Annotated in this window: 17 protein-coding genes; 6 read left to right on the top strand and 11 right to left on the bottom strand. The window is 67.6% G+C overall.

Going from position 1 to position 18321, the window contains the following annotated elements:
• Positions 1-73: 73 nt before the first annotated feature.
• The 4 genes from AC5QAB_RS11300 to AC5QAB_RS11315 all read left to right on the top strand — a co-directional run bounded on the left by AC5QAB_RS11300 (position 74) and on the right by AC5QAB_RS11315 (position 4326).
• On the top strand, positions 74-1795 hold the full coding sequence (locus AC5QAB_RS11300; RefSeq protein ID WP_197561901.1) for a penicillin-binding protein activator: 1722 nt from the start codon (positions 74-76) through the stop codon (positions 1793-1795).
• Entirely contained in the window at positions 1785-2153 is a 369-nt protein-coding gene (locus AC5QAB_RS11305) for a YraN family protein (protein ID WP_495233391.1), read from the top strand. Before AC5QAB_RS11300 ends, AC5QAB_RS11305 begins: the two co-directional genes overlap by 11 nt.
• A 110-nt stretch (positions 2154-2263) precedes the next feature.
• Positions 2264-2944 (top strand): metal-dependent hydrolase, encoded by a 681-nt coding sequence (locus AC5QAB_RS11310; protein ID WP_495233392.1) that lies wholly within the window; start codon positions 2264-2266, stop codon positions 2942-2944.
• The gene (locus AC5QAB_RS11315; RefSeq protein WP_197561899.1) at positions 2941-4326 is read left to right on the top strand and encodes an FAD-linked oxidase C-terminal domain-containing protein; all 1386 of its coding nucleotides are present in this window, start codon (positions 2941-2943) and stop codon (positions 4324-4326) included. Before AC5QAB_RS11310 ends, AC5QAB_RS11315 begins: the two co-directional genes overlap by 4 nt.
• A gap of 97 nt (positions 4327-4423) precedes the next feature.
• On the opposite strand, the gene AC5QAB_RS11320 is transcribed toward AC5QAB_RS11315, so the two are convergent.
• Both AC5QAB_RS11320 and AC5QAB_RS11325 read right to left on the bottom strand, forming a co-directional pair.
• Positions 4424-6445, bottom strand: coding sequence for an SGNH hydrolase domain-containing protein (locus AC5QAB_RS11320; RefSeq protein ID WP_197561898.1), 2022 nt, complete (start codon positions 6443-6445; stop codon positions 4424-4426).
• A gap of 167 nt (positions 6446-6612) precedes the next feature.
• Positions 6613-6768, bottom strand: a complete 156-nt coding sequence (locus AC5QAB_RS11325; RefSeq protein WP_157804317.1) for a hypothetical protein — start codon at positions 6766-6768, stop codon at positions 6613-6615.
• Positions 6769-7065: 297 nt separating this feature from the next.
• Between AC5QAB_RS11325 and AC5QAB_RS11330 the strand changes: the two genes are divergently transcribed.
• Positions 7066-7671, top strand: coding sequence for a hypothetical protein (locus AC5QAB_RS11330; RefSeq protein ID WP_197561897.1), 606 nt, complete (start codon positions 7066-7068; stop codon positions 7669-7671).
• A 398-nt stretch (positions 7672-8069) separates the two neighbouring features.
• Positions 8070-8477 carry a hypothetical protein gene (locus tag AC5QAB_RS11335; RefSeq protein ID WP_495233393.1) on the top strand — a complete coding sequence of 136 codons (408 nt, stop codon included), beginning with the start codon at positions 8070-8072 and terminating at the stop codon, positions 8475-8477.
• A 44-nt stretch (positions 8478-8521) separates the two neighbouring features.
• On the opposite strand, the gene AC5QAB_RS11340 is transcribed toward AC5QAB_RS11335, so the two are convergent.
• From AC5QAB_RS11340 to AC5QAB_RS11380, 9 genes are all read right to left on the bottom strand, one after another.
• A complete protein-coding gene (locus AC5QAB_RS11340; RefSeq protein ID WP_107379107.1) occupies positions 8522-9709 on the bottom strand; it encodes a hypothetical protein in 1188 nt (395 codons plus the stop codon).
• A 34-nt stretch (positions 9710-9743) separates the two neighbouring features.
• The gene (locus AC5QAB_RS11345; RefSeq protein WP_495233394.1) at positions 9744-12185 is read right to left on the bottom strand and encodes a TcfC E-set like domain-containing protein; all 2442 of its coding nucleotides are present in this window, start codon (positions 12183-12185) and stop codon (positions 9744-9746) included.
• A gap of 126 nt (positions 12186-12311) precedes the next feature.
• Positions 12312-12806, bottom strand: coding sequence for a CS1 type fimbrial major subunit (locus AC5QAB_RS11350; protein WP_025876629.1), 495 nt, complete (start codon positions 12804-12806; stop codon positions 12312-12314).
• A 109-nt stretch (positions 12807-12915) separates the two neighbouring features.
• The gene (locus AC5QAB_RS11355) at positions 12916-13650 is read right to left on the bottom strand and encodes a CS1 fimbrial subunit B flags: Precursor (protein ID WP_099841901.1); all 735 of its coding nucleotides are present in this window, start codon (positions 13648-13650) and stop codon (positions 12916-12918) included.
• 762 nt (positions 13651-14412) lie between these two features.
• Positions 14413-15375, bottom strand: a complete 963-nt coding sequence (thiL, locus tag AC5QAB_RS11360) for a thiamine-phosphate kinase (protein WP_197561895.1) — start codon at positions 15373-15375, stop codon at positions 14413-14415.
• 120 nt (positions 15376-15495) lie between these two features.
• A complete protein-coding gene (nusB, locus tag AC5QAB_RS11365) occupies positions 15496-15975 on the bottom strand; it encodes a transcription antitermination factor NusB (protein ID WP_005415268.1) in 480 nt (159 codons plus the stop codon).
• Positions 15972-16439 (bottom strand): 6,7-dimethyl-8-ribityllumazine synthase, encoded by a 468-nt coding sequence (gene ribH, locus AC5QAB_RS11370; protein ID WP_005408061.1) that lies wholly within the window; start codon positions 16437-16439, stop codon positions 15972-15974. The genes nusB and ribH overlap by 4 nt, the downstream gene beginning before the upstream one ends.
• Before the next feature lie 135 nt (positions 16440-16574).
• The gene (gene ribB, locus AC5QAB_RS11375; protein ID WP_014645922.1) at positions 16575-17675 is read right to left on the bottom strand and encodes a 3,4-dihydroxy-2-butanone-4-phosphate synthase; all 1101 of its coding nucleotides are present in this window, start codon (positions 17673-17675) and stop codon (positions 16575-16577) included.
• Positions 17672-18298, bottom strand: a complete 627-nt coding sequence (locus AC5QAB_RS11380) for a riboflavin synthase (protein ID WP_014645921.1) — start codon at positions 18296-18298, stop codon at positions 17672-17674. The genes ribB and AC5QAB_RS11380 overlap by 4 nt, the downstream gene beginning before the upstream one ends.
• Between the last annotated feature and the right edge of the window lie 23 nt (positions 18299-18321).

The following is an 18321-nucleotide window of genomic DNA, read 5'->3' on the forward strand; positions in this document are numbered from 1 at the left end:
TACTCACGGGGCAAGGGTAGAATCGTAGCGTGTACCCGGCCAAGGCCGCTGCCCTCATCGCATGGACCCGAACATGAACAAGCCCGCCGCACGGATCTCCGCCCTGTCGTTGTCGCTGATGCTGCTGGCCGGTTGTGCCACCACCAGCCTGACCAGCACCCCCGATTCGCCGGCCCAGGGCCAGGCGCTGGCGCTGATCGAACAGGGCAAGCCGCGCGACGCCGCACTGCAGCTGGAAGGCCTGGCTGCCACGCTGCGTGGCGGTGCCCGCAGCAACGCACTGGCCGATGCGGCCTGGGCCTGGCACCTCGCCGGTGACAGTGCCCGCGCGCGCAGCCTGCTCGGCCAGCTCACCGCCCGCCAGCTGTCCGGCGCCAGCCTGCAGCGCTACCAGCTGACCAGTGCCGAGCTGGCCCTGGCCGACAAGCAGCCGGCGCAGGCGCTGGCCCTGCTGAAGGACCATGGCGACAACGTGCTGCCAGCCCTGCGTACGCGCTGGTACCTGGCCCGTGCCGGCGCCCTGCAGGGCACCGGCGATGCCTTCGGCGCCGCCACCGAGCGCGCCCGCGCCCATGCCAGCCTGACCGGCAGTGCGCGCAGCGATAACCAGGCCGCCATTGCCGGCCTGCTCGGCACCCTCGACGACGCCACCCTGCGCAGCCGCGCCGCCGCCCTGCCGGCCAACGACCCGCTCTACAACTTCGCCGGCCGCGCACTGATCGCGCGTGGCCTGCCGCTGCCGCGCCCGTTCGACCGCGATGGCGCGGCCCAGTTCGACACCAGCAAGCGCCCGCCGGCAATGAGCGACGGCTACCGCCCGCCGGCCAAGCTGGCCGTGCTGCTGCCGCTCAGCGGCCGCCTGGCCACCGCCGCGCAGCCGGTGCGCGATGGCCTGTTGAGCGCCTACTACGGTGAAAGCCGCCGCCGCCCGGACATCAACTTCTTCGACACCGCCGGCACCCCGGCCGGCGCCCTCGCCGCCTACGACAAGGCCGTTGCCTCCGGTGCCGACTTCGTGGTCGGCCCGCTGGGCCGCGACGAAGTGGACGCGGTGTACGGCCGCCAGCAGCTGCAGGTGCCGGTGCTGGCCCTGAACCGCGGCAAGGACGCACCGCCTGCCGGCAGCGCCGGCTTCTCGCTGGCACCGGAAGACGATGGCATCGTCGCGGCCGAGTACCTGCGCGGCCGCGAGCGCGGCAAGGCGCTGGTGATCAACAGCGCCGACGACACCGGCCGCCGTGCCGCCGCCGCCTTCGCCCAGCGTTTCGCCCAGCGCGGTGGCCAGGTCATGGCCACGGTCGGCGTCAGCGATGCGGTGGGCGACGTCAGCGCCCAGGTGCGCAACGCCGGCCAGGTCGATGCCGTGTTCCTCGCCGTGCGTGCGCCGCAGGCCCGCCTGCTGGCGCCGCAGCTGGCGCTGGCCGGTGCCGGTAGCGCGACCCGCGTCGGCACCTCGCAGCTGACCGTCGGCAGCGGCAAGGTGGAAGAAGACGTGGCGCTGGACGGCATCGTCTACCCGAACGAAGCCTGGAACGTGCGCAGCGTGTCCGGCCTGCCATCGGCCAGCCAGGTGGCCAGCACCCTGCCGAGCGCACGCGGTGCGGCCGGCCGCCTGTTCGCCTTCGGTGCCGACGCCTGGAAGATCACCGCCTACCTGGACAAGCTGTCCAACGAAGGCGGCCTGGACGGTGCCACCGGCACCCTGTTCCTGGACAGCAATGGCAACATCCTGCGCCAGCCGGCATGGTCGACCTTCAGTGGCGGCCGGCCGATGCCGATCGTCGGTGGTCGCTGAGCGCAGCCAACGGGGCTCGGCGGTGGAAGCCGCCGCCGAGCAGCACCTGCAACTGGCCGGACTGCAGCCGCGTGCACGCAACGTGCGCTATCGCGGCGGTGAACTGGACCTGGTGATGGACGATGCCGGCATCGTGGTGTTCGTGGAGGTGCGCTATCGCGCGCGATCGGATTTCGGTGGCGGTGCCGCTTCGGTGGATGTGCGCAAGTGCCGACGCCTGGCGCACGCCGCGCAGCTGTACCTGCAGGACCACCCCGCGCTGGCCAATGCGCCCTGCCGCTTCGACGTGGTGGAAGCCAGTGGCGAACCGCCGCAGCTGCATTGGCTGCGTGACGCATTCCGGCTGGATGATTGCTGATGTGTGCTGTCCGCCTTGGTAGAAGCCGACCTTGGTCGGCGCGTCTGTGCCAACCAAGGTTGGCCCCCGCCAGAGCGCAGCCTGGCCGGCACTACCATGGTGTGTGACTGATGCCTTCGATCATCACCCATGCTGCTGTGCCGCTGGCGCTGTGGTGCGCCGCTGATCGCGGCCGCATCCCGCCGCGCCTGCTGGTTGCAGGCGTGATCGCCGCGATGCTGCCCGATGCCGATGTACTGGCCTTTGCGCTGCACATTCCCTATGCGGATGCCTTCGGCCATCGCGGTGCCAGCCATTCGCTGCTGTTTGCCGGAGTGCTGGCGGCATTGGCGGCGGCGTTGGCGTTCTTTGGTAGTCGCCGACCTTGGTCGGCCCCACACAGCCCCGGTAGTCGCCGACCTTGGTCGGAGCAGCACAGCTCCGGTAGTCGCCGACCTTGGTCGGCGGTTTCGTGCCAACCAAGGTTGGCACCTACCAAGGCAGGGCCAACGGTGGCATCGACCGTACAAGCCGCTGTATTCGTCTTCGTCTGCGCCGCCAGCCATCCACTGCTGGATGCGATGACCTCCGGCGGCCTCGGCGTCGCGCTGGCCTGGCCGTGGAGTGAACAACGCTTCTTCGCACCGTGGCGACCGATCCGGGTTTCACCGTTTGCACCGCAATTCTTCAGCGCGCGCGGCCTGGCCACGCTGCTCTCCGAACTGCGCTGGGTGTGGCTGCCGCTGGCCGGCGCCGTTGTCGCCTGGAAACTGATCCAACCCGCTCCTGCTGCCCCGCGAGATCCGTCATGAGTACCGCACTGCCTGCTGCCCTGGTTGCCGAACTGTCCGCCCTGCTGGGCACGGAGGGCTGGCGCATGGATGACAGCGCGCTGGAGGCCAACGCGCAGGACAACTCATGGCGCCGCCAGCGCCCGGCGGCGGTCGCGCTGCCGGCCGACATCGAACAGGTGCAGGCACTGGTGCGCGCCTGTCGCGCACATGGCGTGGCGCTGGTCGCGCGCGGTGCCGGCACCGGCACCACCGGCGCCGCCGTCCCACAACCGGGCAGCATCGTGCTGTCGTTCACCCGCATGGACCGCATCATCGAGATCCGCGCCGGTGATCGCTGCGCAGTCGTGCAGCCGGGCGTGCTCAACGGCACCCTGCAGCAGGCCCTGGCCCCGCACGGCCTGTTCTGGGCACCGGATCCTTCCAGCGCCGAGATCTGCAGCATCGGCGGCAACCTGGCCTGCAATGCGGGCGGCCCGCGCGCGGTGAAGTACGGCACCAGCCGCGACAACGTGCTGGGCCTGGTGGCGGTGACCGGCACCGGCGAGGTGATCCGTTGCGGTGGTGCCTATACCAAGGATGCCACCGGCTACGACCTCACCCATCTGCTGGTGGGCAGCGAAGGCACGCTGGCACTGATCGTGGAAGCCACGCTGAAGCTGACCCCGTTGCCGGTCAGCCAAGCCGGGCTGCGCGTGCTGTACCGCGATGCCGACGCGGCCGCCGCTGCGGTGTCGCGGCTGATGTCGCAGCCGGTCGTTCCCACGCGCTTGGAATTCATGGACGCACGCAGCCTGGAGCTGCTGCGCCTCAACGGTGCCGACGTACCCGACGCTGGCGCGATGCTGCTGGTGGAAGCCGACGGCGACCACGACACCTTGCCCTACCTGCTGCAGGCATTGGCGACCGCCGCCGAAGGTGACGGCATGATCGCACTGGACGTGGCAATGGAAGGCCGCGCGCGTGACCAGCTGTGGGCCGCACGCAAGGCCTTGTCACCCGCGCTGCGCAGCGTCGCCCCGGGCAAGATCAACGAAGACGTAGTGGTACCGGTATCGCGCATCCCCGATCTGGTGGCTGGCGTGCAGGTACTGGCCCACGACTATTCGCTGACCATCGTCACCTTCGGCCATGCCGGCAACGGCAACCTGCACGTCAACATCCTCTACCACCCCGATGATGCCGACGAGAACGCGCGCGCGCATGCCGCGCTGCCGAAGATCTTCGAACTGACGCTGGCGCTGGGTGGCACGCTGTCGGGCGAACACGGCATCGGCCTGGCCAAGCGTGATTTCATGGCGAAGGCGTTCACCGCGGAAACGCTGGCGGCGATGCGCGCGATCAAGGTCGCGCTGGACCCGGATGGCATCCTCAACCCGGGCAAGGTGCTGCCGCCGGCATAGGCCGCGGAAGGCGGTAGAGCCGAGCCATGCGCGGCTCGCAACGCGACGCGCGGGCTTCCCCGAGCGGAACGGAGAGCAGCCAAGCGCGGGCCCGGCGCTACAGTGGATTGTCGCCCGCAACATCGATCAGGGTCTGCCGGAAGCTGGGCAACAGCACGCGGTTGCCATGGCCGCTCAGGTGATCGTTGTCGAAGAACAGCGGTTCACCGTCCTGCACGGCCGAGCAGGTATCCGGTCCGCACAGCAGCGGCAGCGGATCCCACACGGTCAATGACGGGTAACGCGCGGCCAGCTCGGCCAGCAGTGCCATCTGCGGCGCACGCAGCCGCTGCAGATCCGCGCGCGACATGCTCAGGCCACCGGCGCACGCCGGATTGCTACGGTTGAACCAGTCCGAGCAGCGATAGGCCCCGGCCTTGAACAGCGGCAGCGGTGCATCGATGACCACGTGCACGCCCAACCGCTGCAGGCGGCCCAGCACACGCTCGGCTTCATCATGTGCCGCCTGCGCATGCGCGGGCGTGCGTTCGGCCCGCAACTGCCGATAAATCTGCTGTGCGTCCTGTTGTTGCCAATCGAACCCTCGCAGCTCCGGCATGCGCAGCGCCGCCAGCAACACGATGTCACCCGGGCGCGCGTCGCGTTCGATGGCCGACAGGCTGTCCTCGATGAAGTCCTGGCAGTCGGCCGGGCTGGCCCGCAGCAGATTGACGAAGCTGCAGCCACCGCGATCCTCCTGGCGGATCTCCATCCCGGTCTGTCGCGCGACCATGCTGGTCATCGTGCGGTAGGCCGCCGCATGCGAGTCGCCGACAACAAACAGGCGTCGCCCTTCGAGGGCAGGTGCGCTCACCGGTTCCAGCGGTCGCCACGCCGGGTAGCGACGCGCCTGCCATGCGTAGCCATCGCGGGTGACGCTGAGCGAGATCTGCTCGTGGTACTCCACCGTCGCCCAGGCGCCGGCGCCGCACAGCCCCAACACCGGCAGCGCCATCGCCAGCACCTTCGCCGGCGCCAGCCGCAACAGCGGCAGCGCGCTGCGCAGCGGACGTTCCACGCAGTGGTAGGACGCGGCCGACACGGCCAGCAGCAGTACCGGATACAGCCACAGCGCAGCGCCCTGCAGCCCGTAGGTCCAGCGCAGCAGCACCAGCAGTGGCCAATGCCACAGGTACAGCGAATACGACAGTCGCCCCAGGTACGACAGCGGTGCCCAGCCCAGGGCGCGGCCGACCCGCGATTGGCCATGCCCGGCTACCGCCGCCAACAGCAGCAGGGTGCCGACCACCGTGGCCAGCACACCCGGCACCGGCATCGCCAGTTGCGGCGCGACAAGTACGCCCGCCAGCAGCAGCGCCAGGCCGGGCAGTGCGAGCGCGTCCCTGCGCTTGCCGGGACCGCGCGCGCTCATCCACTGGTACAACAGCGCACCGGCCGCCAGTTCCCAGAACCGCGACGGCAGCAGGTAGAACGCCGCCGCCGGGGCCGTCTGCGCCTGCCAGGCCGCCCACGCCAGCGACAGCACCGTGAGCGCCGGCAACAGCACACGCGACCACGGCCAGCGGTCGCGGCCGCGCAACCAGACGAAGAACAGCAGCGGGAACACCAGGTAGAACTGCTCCTCCACGCCCAGTGTCCAGGTGTGCAGGAACGGATTGAGGTCCGCGCCGGGCGAGAAGTAGTCATCCTGCTGGCCGGCCAGTACCACGTTGCTGAAACCCACCAGCGCCGCCCAGCCGGTCTGGTCGAACTGCTCGTTGCGCCAGGCGCGGGGAATGAACAGCGCTGACAGCACGAAGGTGGCCATCAGCATCACCAGCAGCGCCGGCAACAGGCGCAGCACGCGGCGCCGGTAGAAATCGAGCAGCAGCGCGCCCAGTGGCATGCCTGCACGCGATGCCAGCGACTGGCTGATCACGAAGCCGGAGACCACGAAGAACAGGTCCACGCCGGTGAAACCACCGGGCAGCCACGCCGCGTTCGCATGGAAGACGATGACGGCCAGCACGGCCAGGGCACGCAGGCCATCGATGGCAGCGTTGTGGGAGCGTTCGGGGTGAAGCATGCGGGCGACCGTCAGCGAGCGATCGGGCAGCATGGCCAGCGCTGGCGTAGTCATTCAATGGACAATCGCGACAGACCTGGACATCGTTCATGTCCGATCCCAACTCAGCACGATGGTGGAGCCGAGCCATGCTCGGAGGTTCTGCAGCCAGAGCGCTTGGGGTCAGATCCCACTGCCACGGGCACTGGGATCCGACCCCGGCGTCGGCCTGGTGTCGCTGTTTACCAGGCCATGCGCAGGCCCAGCTCGGCCAGCAGGGTACCGTCGCTGACGACCAGTCCGCTGGCACTGTTGTGCGTCTCGATCACGCTGTCACGCAGCTGCACATCGCCACCGCGTACCGACAGCCCATGCCCGAGTCCACCGCGGGTGAGCACGCGGCCTGCTGCTGGCCCTGGGAACCTTCCCAGCCGGCATGGCGCTGGCCGGTGATCTGGACGACCAGCGCGCCGACGTATCTGCAGGCGACCCGGTCGAGGCCTGGACCCTCGTCATCGGCTCGATCCTGAATGTGGACGGTAGGCAGACGCTGCAGATCGTGGCTAATGACGACTCCGAGCTAAACATCTGGGACGCCGTGGTAACCCGTAGTGGAACCAGTCAGAGAGCCATTACGCTGAACGACTCGGCGTATCTCGCTCTGGCCCGAAGCCGGATCTTTGGGGGGCATCGGATTGAATGGTGGCACCACGCCGGCCATCCTGGCGCAGAGCTCGATCTCAGTGACCACTGCCGGGTTGGCACCTGGCGAGCGCCTTTCGGTCGGCGTCGACTTGGCAGGCTCGGCAGCAGGCTTCGGTGTTGCCAGCCCCAGGGCGACCATCAACGTCACCACCATCTACGTGGAAGACGCCCCAGTCGCCAGCCGCGATGTCGGCAACGGCGTTGGCGTGCGGATCCAGTTCGGGCAGATGGATATCGTCAACGGCTCGCGTGTTGATGCATCCAATATCGGCGCGGTGCTCTGGGGCGAAGTCAATCCGGATCAACGCATCCGTCTGAACATCGATAACTCCACCCTGCAATCTGGTCGCGGCGCTGCCATCCGGGTCAATGCAGCCGCTGACAACACCTGCGACATCACCGTGGCCAATGGGGCGCAGCTGATCGGCGGCGATGGCAACCTGCCGCTGGTGGGCCGCGACATCGGTCTGGTCAACACGCGCACCGACGTCAACTTCAATGTGGATGACGCCCGATTGGCGGGTAACATTACCTTTGAGCCTACCAATGCCCCCACCGCCAAGACGGCGAACCTGAGCGTGGCTTACAAGTGGTGATCTGCTTTCTACAACAAGTGTCGCAACTGGCACGCGCAGGCGTGCTCCGGTTTCGCGCAGCGCGTTCGATATGCGTCTGCAATGTTTTCGAAATTGAAACTTTTCTGATTGGTATAGCAGCATCTGCGTGCACATCATGGCGCGCCACCGACAACGGGTGGCACGGGCTTGCAATCCCGTTTGGCAAAGGCGTTGTTTACGCTTGCCTGTCGGCGTCGCTCTTTCCTTGTTGGGCGGCGTCGGCAGGCAATCCGTCCGTGCCCTATGGCGGGCGGTGCGTGGGGGTCTCGTACCCGCCGGCGTTTCGCGCTTTTGCCACCGGTATTGCAACCACGCACCCTCCGCCGCCCTCGCCCAGCGCGAGGGCGGCCCCTTGCTCCGCACTCAAGGACGCCGCCATGACTTCTTCGCTCTATCCCTATCTGCTCGCCACATTGGGCGACGCCGTCGAACGCCTGCCGGATGATCTGGCCAAAGCACTCGAAACCACGTTGGGCAGCACGATGCGCGCCCACGCCGACGAAGGCATCACCCTGCTCGGCTGCCTGCAGCGCATCCGCCAGGTGGACGCTGCCGACGGCCAACCGTGGCCGGACAAAGGTCGCAAGTGCTTCGGCTTCGCGATGGCACGCATCGACCGCGCCAATGCCGGGCTGACCTTGCTGCTGGAACTGCTGCACGCCATCGAGCGCGTACGCGTGGACGGCGATGCCGACCAGCAGGTGGGCGATGAGGTGCGCGAAGGCTTGCTGCTGGCCTGCCGTGGGCTGGCCGAGTATGTGGATGTGCAGTTGCGGGTAGCGTAGCCAGCTTCCGCGGCACCTCGACCACGCCAATCCCTGTCCCTGGCTCAGGGATTGGCGTCGAACAGCACGGTCATGTCTCCTTCCCAGCGCGAGCCCGGTGTCTTCACCATCTCCAGCACCGCGTCACGCCCGGCGGTGAAGCGCAGGGTCGAACGGCGCTGCATCAGGTAGCCATCGGGCGTGAAGCGCGGTGCCTGACCGTCATCGGCCAGCAGTACGGTGTTCTGCGCCGGACGACCATCGCGCAGGTTGTTCATGCCCGGAAGGGTGACGTCCACCTCCACCGGCACCTGCTTGTCCGCCTGCGGATCATGAATGCCGCACTGGTCGCCGACGTGGTGCTGGCAGCGCAGCTTCATGCTGAAGTCCATCGACGTGGTCAGATGAAACGGCAGCTCCTGGCGCAGCCTCGCCGGAGCAGTGCCATGATCGATCCAGGGCGACCAGCCCCCTTCGGGCGCCAACTGTACGCGCGGCGCCTCGGTGGCGAAGCGCACCTGGAAGTCGTGGATCACATCGAACACGAAGTTCATGCGCACGGCCTCGACACCGGTGATGTTGTCGCCCAGATCGATGTCGGCCCCGGCGCCGCCGGTGGTCCAGGTTTCCTGGGCCATGTAACGGCCGTCCTGCAGCGTCATTGCATTGGGCAGGGTGACGTGGATGCCGAGCCCCACGTTCCTGTAGGAGTAGGTGCGGGCATACCGCGTGTTGGTGCTGTAGCACTCGGTGGGGCTGGCTGGCGTCCGCGCCGCCCAACCGCCCAGCGACCATCCACGCCCACCGGCGCCGCGGATGGTCGTGCAACCTCCACTGACGCCGTAGTACCAGGGATCGGCGCCACCACCGAAGTCGATGCGCATGGACAGCGCCGCAAAGCTGATGGTCGCCTCGAAGGTGCGTCCGCTCGACACCTCCTGCAGGGTGATCGTACGCGGCGGCGGGAAGCGGATGTAGGTGGTATCACGCCTTGATGTGTCGTCGCTCGGCCCTTCCTTGCGCCAGTACTCGCGGTTGCCGAGATCGAAGATATAGGCTCCGTTTCTATCGCATTCGGCCGGCCTCCAGTTGCAGAAGGTGCCCCGGGGTGTCGTGTTGCGGAATGCGGTATCGCCCGGATCCAGGGCGTTGGGCCTGAATTCACCGGTGACATTGACGTCCACCACCTGTGCGGTGGCAGGCAACGCCGCCATTACGGCCAGCAACGGGAACAGCCGGATGCCAATAGTCATGCTTTAGACCTGCCTGGTTCGTCGGAACAATGGGCTAGTGCGCGACCACCGACGGCGGGCAACCGATGCCGCCCACCATCAGTACATCGCCTTCGCGCGGGTAGCGGCCCTCCTCCATGGTCAGCACACAGCTGATCCGGTTCGGGTAGCGCAGCTCCACCACCGGCGCGCGTGCGCTGAGTTCAAGGGTGAAGAAGCCTTCTTCCTGGCTGACGCTGCGGCCGGCGTGGTTGATCACCTGCACACCGCGCATGCCGTTGCCATCGGCATCCAGTACCTGACCCATCACGGTGAAGGTGCGCAGTACATCCACCGTGGTGTGCACCACGCCGCCCTTGTTGAGGTGGTAGCTGATGGTCGACGGCTGCAGCGCCGCCGCAGGTGCGTGCCGGCCGTGGAAGTCGAACTGCACCTGTCCCGCACGATAGGCGGTGACCGGAACGAAGTTGCGTCCCGGGCGCAGCTGCACGCCACCGCCACGACTGTCGTCGGCACGCAACGTGACATCGGGGAAGTCACTGCGCACGTCGACGATGATGCCGGTGTCCACGCTGCCGCTGCGCCCCTGGCCCAGCACGGCAGCATGTCCTCCCCCGATCACCACGGTGCTGTCCAGGTTGGCGCTGCCGCCAACGTGGCCGGAACCGGCACCGCGATACAGCTGCACATCGCCTTCCAGCAGTGGGCTCTGCAGATAGGCGCCCGCGCCGGCGCCAATGCCGCTGCGTTCAGCTGTGACCATGCCATTGACGCTGCGCAGGATCTTCCCATCCACACGCTGGGTGGCGACCGCGGTGACGTAGCCGTCGCGCTGGCCGGCTTCGCCGGTCCGGCTGCCCAGGCTGCCGCTGTAGCTGCGGCGCTCGCTGCCGAGTGACACACTGACGGTCAGATCGATGCCGCGCTGGCGGCGATAGTGGGTGAAGCGGCTGCCCGGACGGTCGTAGGCCGAGACACGCCAGTTGACGTCATGCCTGCCGAACAGGGTCTCGCGGCGACCGTAGGAAACGTCGATGCCGGTGCCACGGGTGAAGCCGGAACTGCGGGCCACGCGCAGGCTCGCATTGTCGCGGTGACTGAAGCGATGGGTGATCGATACGGCCGTGGTGTCCTGCCAGCCTCCCCGGGTTTCCCAACGTGGCGGCGCACCCTCGCTGGCGGGCAGCCGATGACGCTGCTCTGCCCAGCTGCGCGCGTGGTTGGCGACCACCGAGCCGGCACGGTAGCGATACAGTCCCTGCAGGTCCACGCCGCGCCCGGCATCGCTGGAGGTGTAGAAATTGGTGTAGGCGCTGAAGCGATCACTGGCCTGCCAGTCCATCGACAGGCCGGTGGCGCGGCGCGTGCCGATCTGCTGAACGGTGGCACCGGCCACTGCGCGCGGGTGCAACAGGTAGTTGACCACCGCACCGGCGGCGATCTCGCCCTCCTGCATTGAACGATCGCTGTCGAGCAGGCTGCGCTGCTGGCCGGCGAACGCGCTGTAGCGCCAGCGCCGGGTGGGATCACGCCAACGGCTGGGTTTGTGGATCGAGGCGGTTTCGCGCGAGGCCTCCTGGCCGTCTTCAATGACCCGCAGTACCACGTCGTAGATGCCGCCTGGCAGGCGACGTGTGTCGATCTCCTGCACGCCGGGCTTCACGGCCTGTGTGGCCAGCAGGTTGCCGTCGCGCAGAATCTCCGCCACACCGTCGCGGTTGGCGGTGACATAGACCGGATAGACGCTGGCGCTGCGGGTGTCGGCCAGCAGTACATCCGACGAACCGAACATCACTCCCAGTGCGGTGTCATTCTGCGTACCCGGCGCGCGTGGCTGGCGGATGATGCCCTCGAACGTGGGCAGGAAATAGCCCGCGCGGACGAAATGATCGCCGAGCTCGCGTTGTGCATGCAACGCACTGAGATAGTGCTCCGTGCTGCCGGGTTGGGCGTAGTACTGGTAGCTGCCAACCGTGCTCCACAGACCGATGCTGCCACTCAGTTCAGCGCTGTAGCGTGCGCTGGCCGGCTGGTCCTGGCCGCCATGCACGGCCAGGCTGTTACGTACGATCAAGCCATGGCTGCCGGACGCCGGCAGGGCAATGTTGCGTTGTTCCGCACTGGCAGTTGCCGGCGTCAACAGGCTCAGCAGCGAATTGGCCAGACTGTAGTGCAGCGCGGCCAGGCCACGGCACTGCGGCGCGCATATGCCAAGCGGCAGCGGTTCGGCCAGCTGCTCGGCCCAGCGCGTGCGCTCGCTCTGCGGCCATGGGCTGTCGATGCTTTCGACGAAGCCGATCAGCTGTACGCGGTTGTCTTCATGCAGCAGTACTTCGGCGTCGCCCAGGTACTGCCCGTCCAGTTCCACGCGCACGGTCAGCGGATTGCCGAACAGATGCTCGCGGAACTCCGCAGGCATGCGGTCGCGCTGCTCCAGCAGGCTGACCTGTGCGTCTGGCACGCCTGCGGTCGCCTGCGCCGAGGCAGCAGCAAGCATGGCGGCAATGGCAACAGCCAGTCGCAGCGGAACCGGTCGCGGAGGTAGGTGTGAAAGGCGCATAGATGACATTGGCCCTCCTGCCGCACGCGCGGTGGGGCAGGAAGGCACAGAGCTCGGCAGGCGTCAGATGTCGCTTTCGAAGATCATGTGGAACTGACCGCCGTAAGTACCCTGCTTGTAACCGCCGCCCGGTTCGGTAGGCGCGATGGCGAAGGCCAGAGACTTGCCGGATGCGGCCTGGGCAGCGTTGGCAACGGTGATCTTGGCGGCGGCCGTTGCCGGCACGACCACGTTGTCCAGTTTCACTGCCAGATCCACGACGTCCGCGGCCGATGCCATCTGCGCCGGGGCAGACAGATAGGCGGTGATGGCAGCCGGCGACTTCACGTTGATCACGCGACCGGTCAGTTCGCCGAGCACCTGGCGTGCGGTATCCCACGGCAGATTCTGCGGCAGGCCTTCCCAGCCGTCCGGCGTGGACACCTGCAGGCCGGCAACGTTGGGCACGTCAGCCGACACATTGACGGTGATCGATTTGGTTTCGGTAGCCGCAAAGCTGACGGCCGGGGTGATGAGCAGGACTGCCGCAGCCGCCATCGCGTGTTTCAAGAAGGACATTCAGATACTCCTGGGTGAGTGGGTACAAAAGCCAGGACAAGGGCAAAGCTGTCCCATCGGACTCCTGGCGGGCCCGGGCGGGACAATGGCGTTGGTGGGGGACGAACGGTCAGCGGCGACTGTCTATGCTGCGCTGGCGTTCGCCCTCCTTCAGGTCGTAACGGATGAAATGCGTATCGTCAGACGCCAGCACGTGAGAGCGACCGGGGCGTACGTGCACGATGATTCCGGGCGTACAGGCGTCGACCTTGGCCCGCTCGCACTGGCGCAGGTTTTCCAGAACAATGGTGGCGTTGCCGTGGTTGTGGATCTGGCCGGACTCGATGCGGGTGTCATAGCGCGGGTGTTGTGGCGCGATGAACAGCACGGTGCCGAAGCCGGTGAACACGCGGATGGCCGAGGAAAGCTCTGCGGCCTGCTGTGCCTGTTCCTCGCTGAGCGAGAATTCCTCGGCACTGGGCGCCACCGGCACGAAGCGCAGGCGGTAGTAGCGTTCCTCGTCGCGCAGGCCCCGATACACCAGACGTGTGGCCTGCTGGCCGTTGCCTGCGATGATCAGGCGACTGGGGCTGGCGATGACCCCATGCGCCCCAGGCGCGTTGCGCACCAGCGATGGCGCATCCACCGGAACTTCGACGGGCTTGTCATCGGCATCGAAAACGATCTCTGCCACTTCCACCCGGACGTAGGCGGTGCTGGCGCCGGTATTGCGGATGCGTTTGAGCAGGTTGCTGCTGCCGGGCTGCAGGTAGTCGAAGAGGACGCCGACATTGATCTGCGGTGCGCTGGCGTGGCTGGGGAACGCCAGCGCACACAGCAGCAGGACATGGACGACACGTGACATGGGACCGCTCGTTTTCAGGAGCGTGAAGTGTGTCGTCGCGTCAAACGCCCCGCTATGAAAATAGTTGTAAGCCGAAGCGCGCAGCGTCGAATTCGGAGGACTCCTAAATGCTCATCGCCCGTGCTGCCAGCATGGCCCCCTGCCCGCAGCCGCGTACCGGCAGGACACAAATCCCTGCCGCACTCGGGCGAAGTGCTCGTCTCCGCTCGGGCCGTCGTGCACTTCCGTATGCACGCCCTGCCCTTCCATGGTGCGGCCGATGCGGGTGATCGGCACGCCCAGCGATTCGGCGACGTAGTGGCACGCCTGTTCCGCACGTATAAGGGTTACGCCGGAGAGGTGGCGCGCAGAGCTGTTACATCCGTGCCAACCAAGGTTGGCACCTACCAGAGCAACGCGTTAGCCCCGAGCCATGCCCGGCGTTTGGGTAGGCGTCGACCTTGGTCGACGCAGCGTCGGCACGAAGGCCTGACACATCCGTGCCAACCAAGGTTGGCACCTACCAGGACAACACGGTAGCGCCGGGCCATGCCCAGCGTTTGGGTAGGCGTCGACCTTGGTCGACGCAGTGTCGGCACGAAGGCCTGACACATCCGTGCCAACCATGGTTGGCACCTACCAGAGCAACGCGTTAGCCCCGGGCCATGCCCCGCTTTGGTAGCCGTCGACCTTGGTCGACGCAGTGTCGGCACGAAGGCCTGACACATCCGTGCCAGCCAAGGTTGGCACCTACCAGAGCAACACGGTAGCGCCGGGCCATGGTCAGGCGAAGTGCTCGTATCCGCTCGGGCCGTCGTGGCCTTCGGTGTGCACGCCCTGCCCTTCCATGATGCGGCCAATGCGGGTGATCGGCACGTCCAGCGACTCGGCCACGTAGTGCAGCGCGTCGCGCTGGTCGGCGGCGGCGGTGAAGCACAGTTCGTAGTCGTCGCCGCCGTGCAGCGCGCAGTCACGGGCGCCATCACGGCCGAGCAGTTCGCGCAGTGCCGACGACATCGGCAATGCATCGGCGTCGACTTCGGCGCGCACACCGCTGCGTGCGGCGATGTGGCCCAGGTCGGCCAGCAGGCCATCGGAGATGTCCACGGCGGCATGCGCGAATGCACGCAGGCGCAGGCCAAGGGTAACGCGCGGGGTGGGACGCAGCAGGCGCAGGCGCAGGGCTTCGTAGTCGGCCAGCAGGGTGGCGGCGGTGACGTTCAATGCGCCCTGCTGCCACAGGCGCAGCGCACCGGCAGCATCGCCGAGGGTGCCACTGACCCAGATGTCATCGCCAATCTGTGCGCGATCACGACGCAGGGCCTGGCCGCGGGAGACCTGGCCCATCGCGGTCACCGACAGCGACAGCGGGCCACGCGTGGTGTCACCGCCGATCAGGGCGATGTCGTGCTGGTCGGCCAGGGCGAAAAAGCCATCGGCGAAGGCATCGATCCAGTCTTCGCTGGCCTCGGGCAGCGACAGCGCCAGCGTGCACCAGGCCGGGCGCGCGCCCATCGCGGCGAGGTCGGACAGGTTGACGGCCAGCGTCTTCCAGCCGACGTCGAACGCCGGGGTCTCGGCCGGGAAATGCACGCCGCTGTTGAGCGTGTCGGCGGTGACCACCAGTTGCTCGTTCGGGCGCGGCTGCAGCAGCGCGGCGTCATCGCCGATGCCGAGCACGATGTCGTCGCGCTCGACGGTGCGGGCGCGGATGCGGTCGATGAGGGCGAATTCGGCCAGGGACATGGGGCGCTCCCGCGTTTGTACGTGCCGCGCCGTGCGCGGTGGGCGGTAGTGCCGGCCGCAGGCCGGCAACCTCAGAATCCCTGCAGTTGCCGGCCAGCGGCCGGCACTACCACAGGCGGGTCAGTGACCCGATTCGACCTTGCGCCATTCCACGGCGGCACGATCCAGCACGCCGTTGACGTAGGTGTGGCCGTGTTCGGAACCGAAACGCTTGGCCGATTCGATCGCTTCGTTGATCACCACGCGGTACGGCACGTCCAGGCGGTAGCGCAGCTCGTAGGCGGCCAGGCGCAGCACTGCGCGTTCGATCGCGTCCACTTCCTCGATGCCGCGGTCCAGGTACGGGCCGAGCGCTTCGTCGATGTCGCGACGGTTGTCGAGCACGCCGTGCACCAGCGCCTCGAAGTACGCCAGGTCGGCAATTTCGCGGGCCTGCTCGTGGGCAAACTGGGCGATCAGCGACTGGGCGTTGCCGCCGGAGATCTGCCAGGCGTAGATGGCCTGCACGGCACGACGGCGGGCGCGCGAGCGCAGCACCGGATCGACGCCATCGCGGCGGACGGGTTTACCGGAGGGCTTGCCCTGGGTGTTCTTGTTCATGGCAGTTGCTCCAGCAGATTGACCATTTCCAGTGCGGCGAGTGCGACTTCCTCGCCCTTGTTGCCGTGGCTGCCGCCTGCGCGGGCCTCGGCGTCTTCCACGCGTTCCACCGCCAGCACGCCGTTCAGCACCGGCACGCCGAAGTCCAGCTGCACGCGCATCAGGCCCTCGGCGCAGCGGTCGGCCACGTGCTCGTAATGACGGGTATCGCCACGGATCACGCAGCCCAGGGTGAGGATGGCGGCGTGTTCATGGGCGGCGGCCAGGCGCGCGGCCACCAGCGGCAGTTCCCAGGCACCCGGCACGCGGATCACGTCGATGTTGGCTTCGGTGATGCCGTTGCCGGCCAGGCTCTGGCGAGCGCCAGCGACCAGCGTGTCGGTGATGCGGGCATTCCAGCGGCTGGCCAGGATGGCGAAGCGCGCCGATTCGGGAGTGCGAAGATCGCCTTCGAAGTGGCTCATATGCGGCTTGGGGGACTCGATAAGGGGGTAATTCTAGCGTGGATGGGCCCCGGCCGTGGCTGGCGGGGGCGCAAGGGCGTGCCGACCAACGGTCGGCACCCACCGGTAGTGCCGGCCGCTGGCCGGCAATCCCCATTACAGGGTGACCGTCTCCACCACTTCCAGGCCGTAACCGGCCAGGCCAACCTGGCGGCGCGGGGTGCCCAGCACCCGCAGCTTGCCCAGGCCCAGGTCAGACAGGATCTGTGCACCGGCACCGTTGCGGCGCCACTGGCCCACATCCTTGTCCTTGCCCGGCACCACCGGCGCCGGCTGCTGACGCAGGCGGGCCAGCAGGGCTTCACCGTCGCGCGGGGCCGACAGCACCACCATCACGCCGGCGCCTTCGGCATCGATCGCGCGCAGGGCATCGGTGGCCGCCACGCCGAAGTCGTCGCGGCGCCAGTGCAGCAGGTCGGCCAGCGGGTTTTCCACCTGCACGCGCACCAGGGTCGGGGTGTCCGCATCCGGCGTGCCACGAACCAGCGCGAAGTGCAGGTCGTGGGCGATGCGGTCGCGGTAGGTCACCAGCTTGAACGGACCGAATTCGGTGTCGATCTCGCGCTCGTCCACGCGCTCGACGGTCTTTTCGGTGGCCAGGCGATAGGCGATCAGATCGGCGATGGAGCCCATTTTCAGGCCGTGCTCGCGGGCGAACACTTCCAGCTCCGGGCGGCGCGCCATGCTGCCATCCGGGTTCAGGATCTCCACCAGCACGCCGGCCGGTTCCAGCCCGGCCAGCATGGCCAGGTCGACGCCGGCTTCGGTGTGGCCGGCGCGGGTCAGCACGCCGCCCGGCTGGGCGATCAGCGGGAAGATGTGGCCCGGCTGGTGCAGGTCCGACGGCTTGGCATTGGGCTTTACCGCGGTGCGGATGGTATGCGCGCGGTCATGCGCCGAAATGCCGGTGGTGACGCCCTCGGCGGCCTCGATGCTGACCGTGAAGTTGGTCTGGAACTGGGCGGTATTGGCCTGCACCATCGGCGCCAGGCCGAGGTCGGCGGCGCGGCTGCGGGTCAGCGGCAGGCACACCAGGCCGCGGCCGTGGGTGACCATGAAGTTGATGTCCGACGGCTTGACCAGCTCGGCGGCCATGATCAGGTCGCCTTCGTTCTCGCGGTCTTCGTCATCGACGATGACCACCATGCGGCCCAGGCGGATGTCTTCCAGGATTTCCGGAATCGGGGCGAAGTTCATGCTGCGTCTCCCTGTGGGTGCTGACCGTTGCTCGGCACACCCATCAATCGCTCGACGTAACGGGCCACCAGATCGATTTCCAGATTGACCGCGCTGCCCACGCCGGTGGCGGAGAAGGCGGTGTTGGCCACGGTGTGCGGGATCAGGGCGACTTCAAAACCGTCGTCGTCCACTTCGTTGACGGTGAGGCTGACGCCGTCAACGCAGATCGAGCCCTTCTTGGCGATATAGCGGCGCAGCGAGGCCGGCGCGGCGAAACGCCAGCGCTGGGCCCGCGCGTCGTCATGGATGGACAGCACCTGGCCGAGGCCGTCGACGTGGCCGCTGACCAGATGGCCGCCCAGGCGGTCGGTCGGGCGCATGGCGCGCTCCAGGTTGATGACCGCCCCTTCGCCCAACTGGCCCAGCGTGGTCAGGCCCAGGGTCTCGGTGGAGGCATCGGCCTGGAAGCTGCTGGCGTCGAACGCGATGACGGTGAGGCAGACGCCGTTGATGGCGATGCTCTCGCCCATCTGCACGTGGTCGAACGGCAGATTCCCGACATGGAAGGTGAAGCGGACATCGCCGCCGATGGATTCGCGTGCGGCCAGACGGCCGACGCCCTCGATGATTCCAGTAAACAAGTAACGTTCTCCGCGAAAAGTGA

Source organism: Stenotrophomonas sp. YJH_SMC_127 (assembly GCF_059372445.1).

What these genes read in the sequence shown, in the direction of transcription:
- AC5QAB_RS11300 (WP_197561901.1), top strand. Translation starts at nt 74, where the DNA reads ATGAACAAGCCCGCCGCACGGATCTCCGCCCTGTCGTTGTCGCTGATG.
- AC5QAB_RS11355 (WP_099841901.1), bottom strand. Translation starts at nt 13,650, where the DNA reads ATGTCACGTGTCGTCCATGTCCTGCTGCTGTGTGCGCTGGCGTTCCCC.
- AC5QAB_RS11340 (WP_107379107.1), bottom strand. Translation starts at nt 9,709, where the DNA reads ATGACTATTGGCATCCGGCTGTTCCCGTTGCTGGCCGTAATGGCGGCG.
- thiL (WP_197561895.1), bottom strand. Translation starts at nt 15,375, where the DNA reads ATGTCCCTGGCCGAATTCGCCCTCATCGACCGCATCCGCGCCCGCACC.
- nusB (WP_005415268.1), bottom strand. Translation starts at nt 15,975, where the DNA reads ATGAACAAGAACACCCAGGGCAAGCCCTCCGGTAAACCCGTCCGCCGC.
- ribB (WP_014645922.1), bottom strand. Translation starts at nt 17,675, where the DNA reads ATGAACTTCGCCCCGATTCCGGAAATCCTGGAAGACATCCGCCTGGGC.
- AC5QAB_RS11335 (WP_495233393.1), top strand. Translation starts at nt 8,070, where the DNA reads ATGACTTCTTCGCTCTATCCCTATCTGCTCGCCACATTGGGCGACGCC.
- AC5QAB_RS11350 (WP_025876629.1), bottom strand. Translation starts at nt 12,806, where the DNA reads ATGTCCTTCTTGAAACACGCGATGGCGGCTGCGGCAGTCCTGCTCATC.
- AC5QAB_RS11315 (WP_197561899.1), top strand. Translation starts at nt 2,941, where the DNA reads ATGAGTACCGCACTGCCTGCTGCCCTGGTTGCCGAACTGTCCGCCCTG.
- AC5QAB_RS11345 (WP_495233394.1), bottom strand. Translation starts at nt 12,185, where the DNA reads ATGCTTGCTGCTGCCTCGGCGCAGGCGACCGCAGGCGTGCCAGACGCA.
- ribH (WP_005408061.1), bottom strand. Translation starts at nt 16,439, where the DNA reads ATGAGCCACTTCGAAGGCGATCTTCGCACTCCCGAATCGGCGCGCTTC.
- AC5QAB_RS11310 (WP_495233392.1), top strand. Translation starts at nt 2,264, where the DNA reads ATGCCTTCGATCATCACCCATGCTGCTGTGCCGCTGGCGCTGTGGTGC.
- AC5QAB_RS11320 (WP_197561898.1), bottom strand. Translation starts at nt 6,445, where the DNA reads ATGACTACGCCAGCGCTGGCCATGCTGCCCGATCGCTCGCTGACGGTC.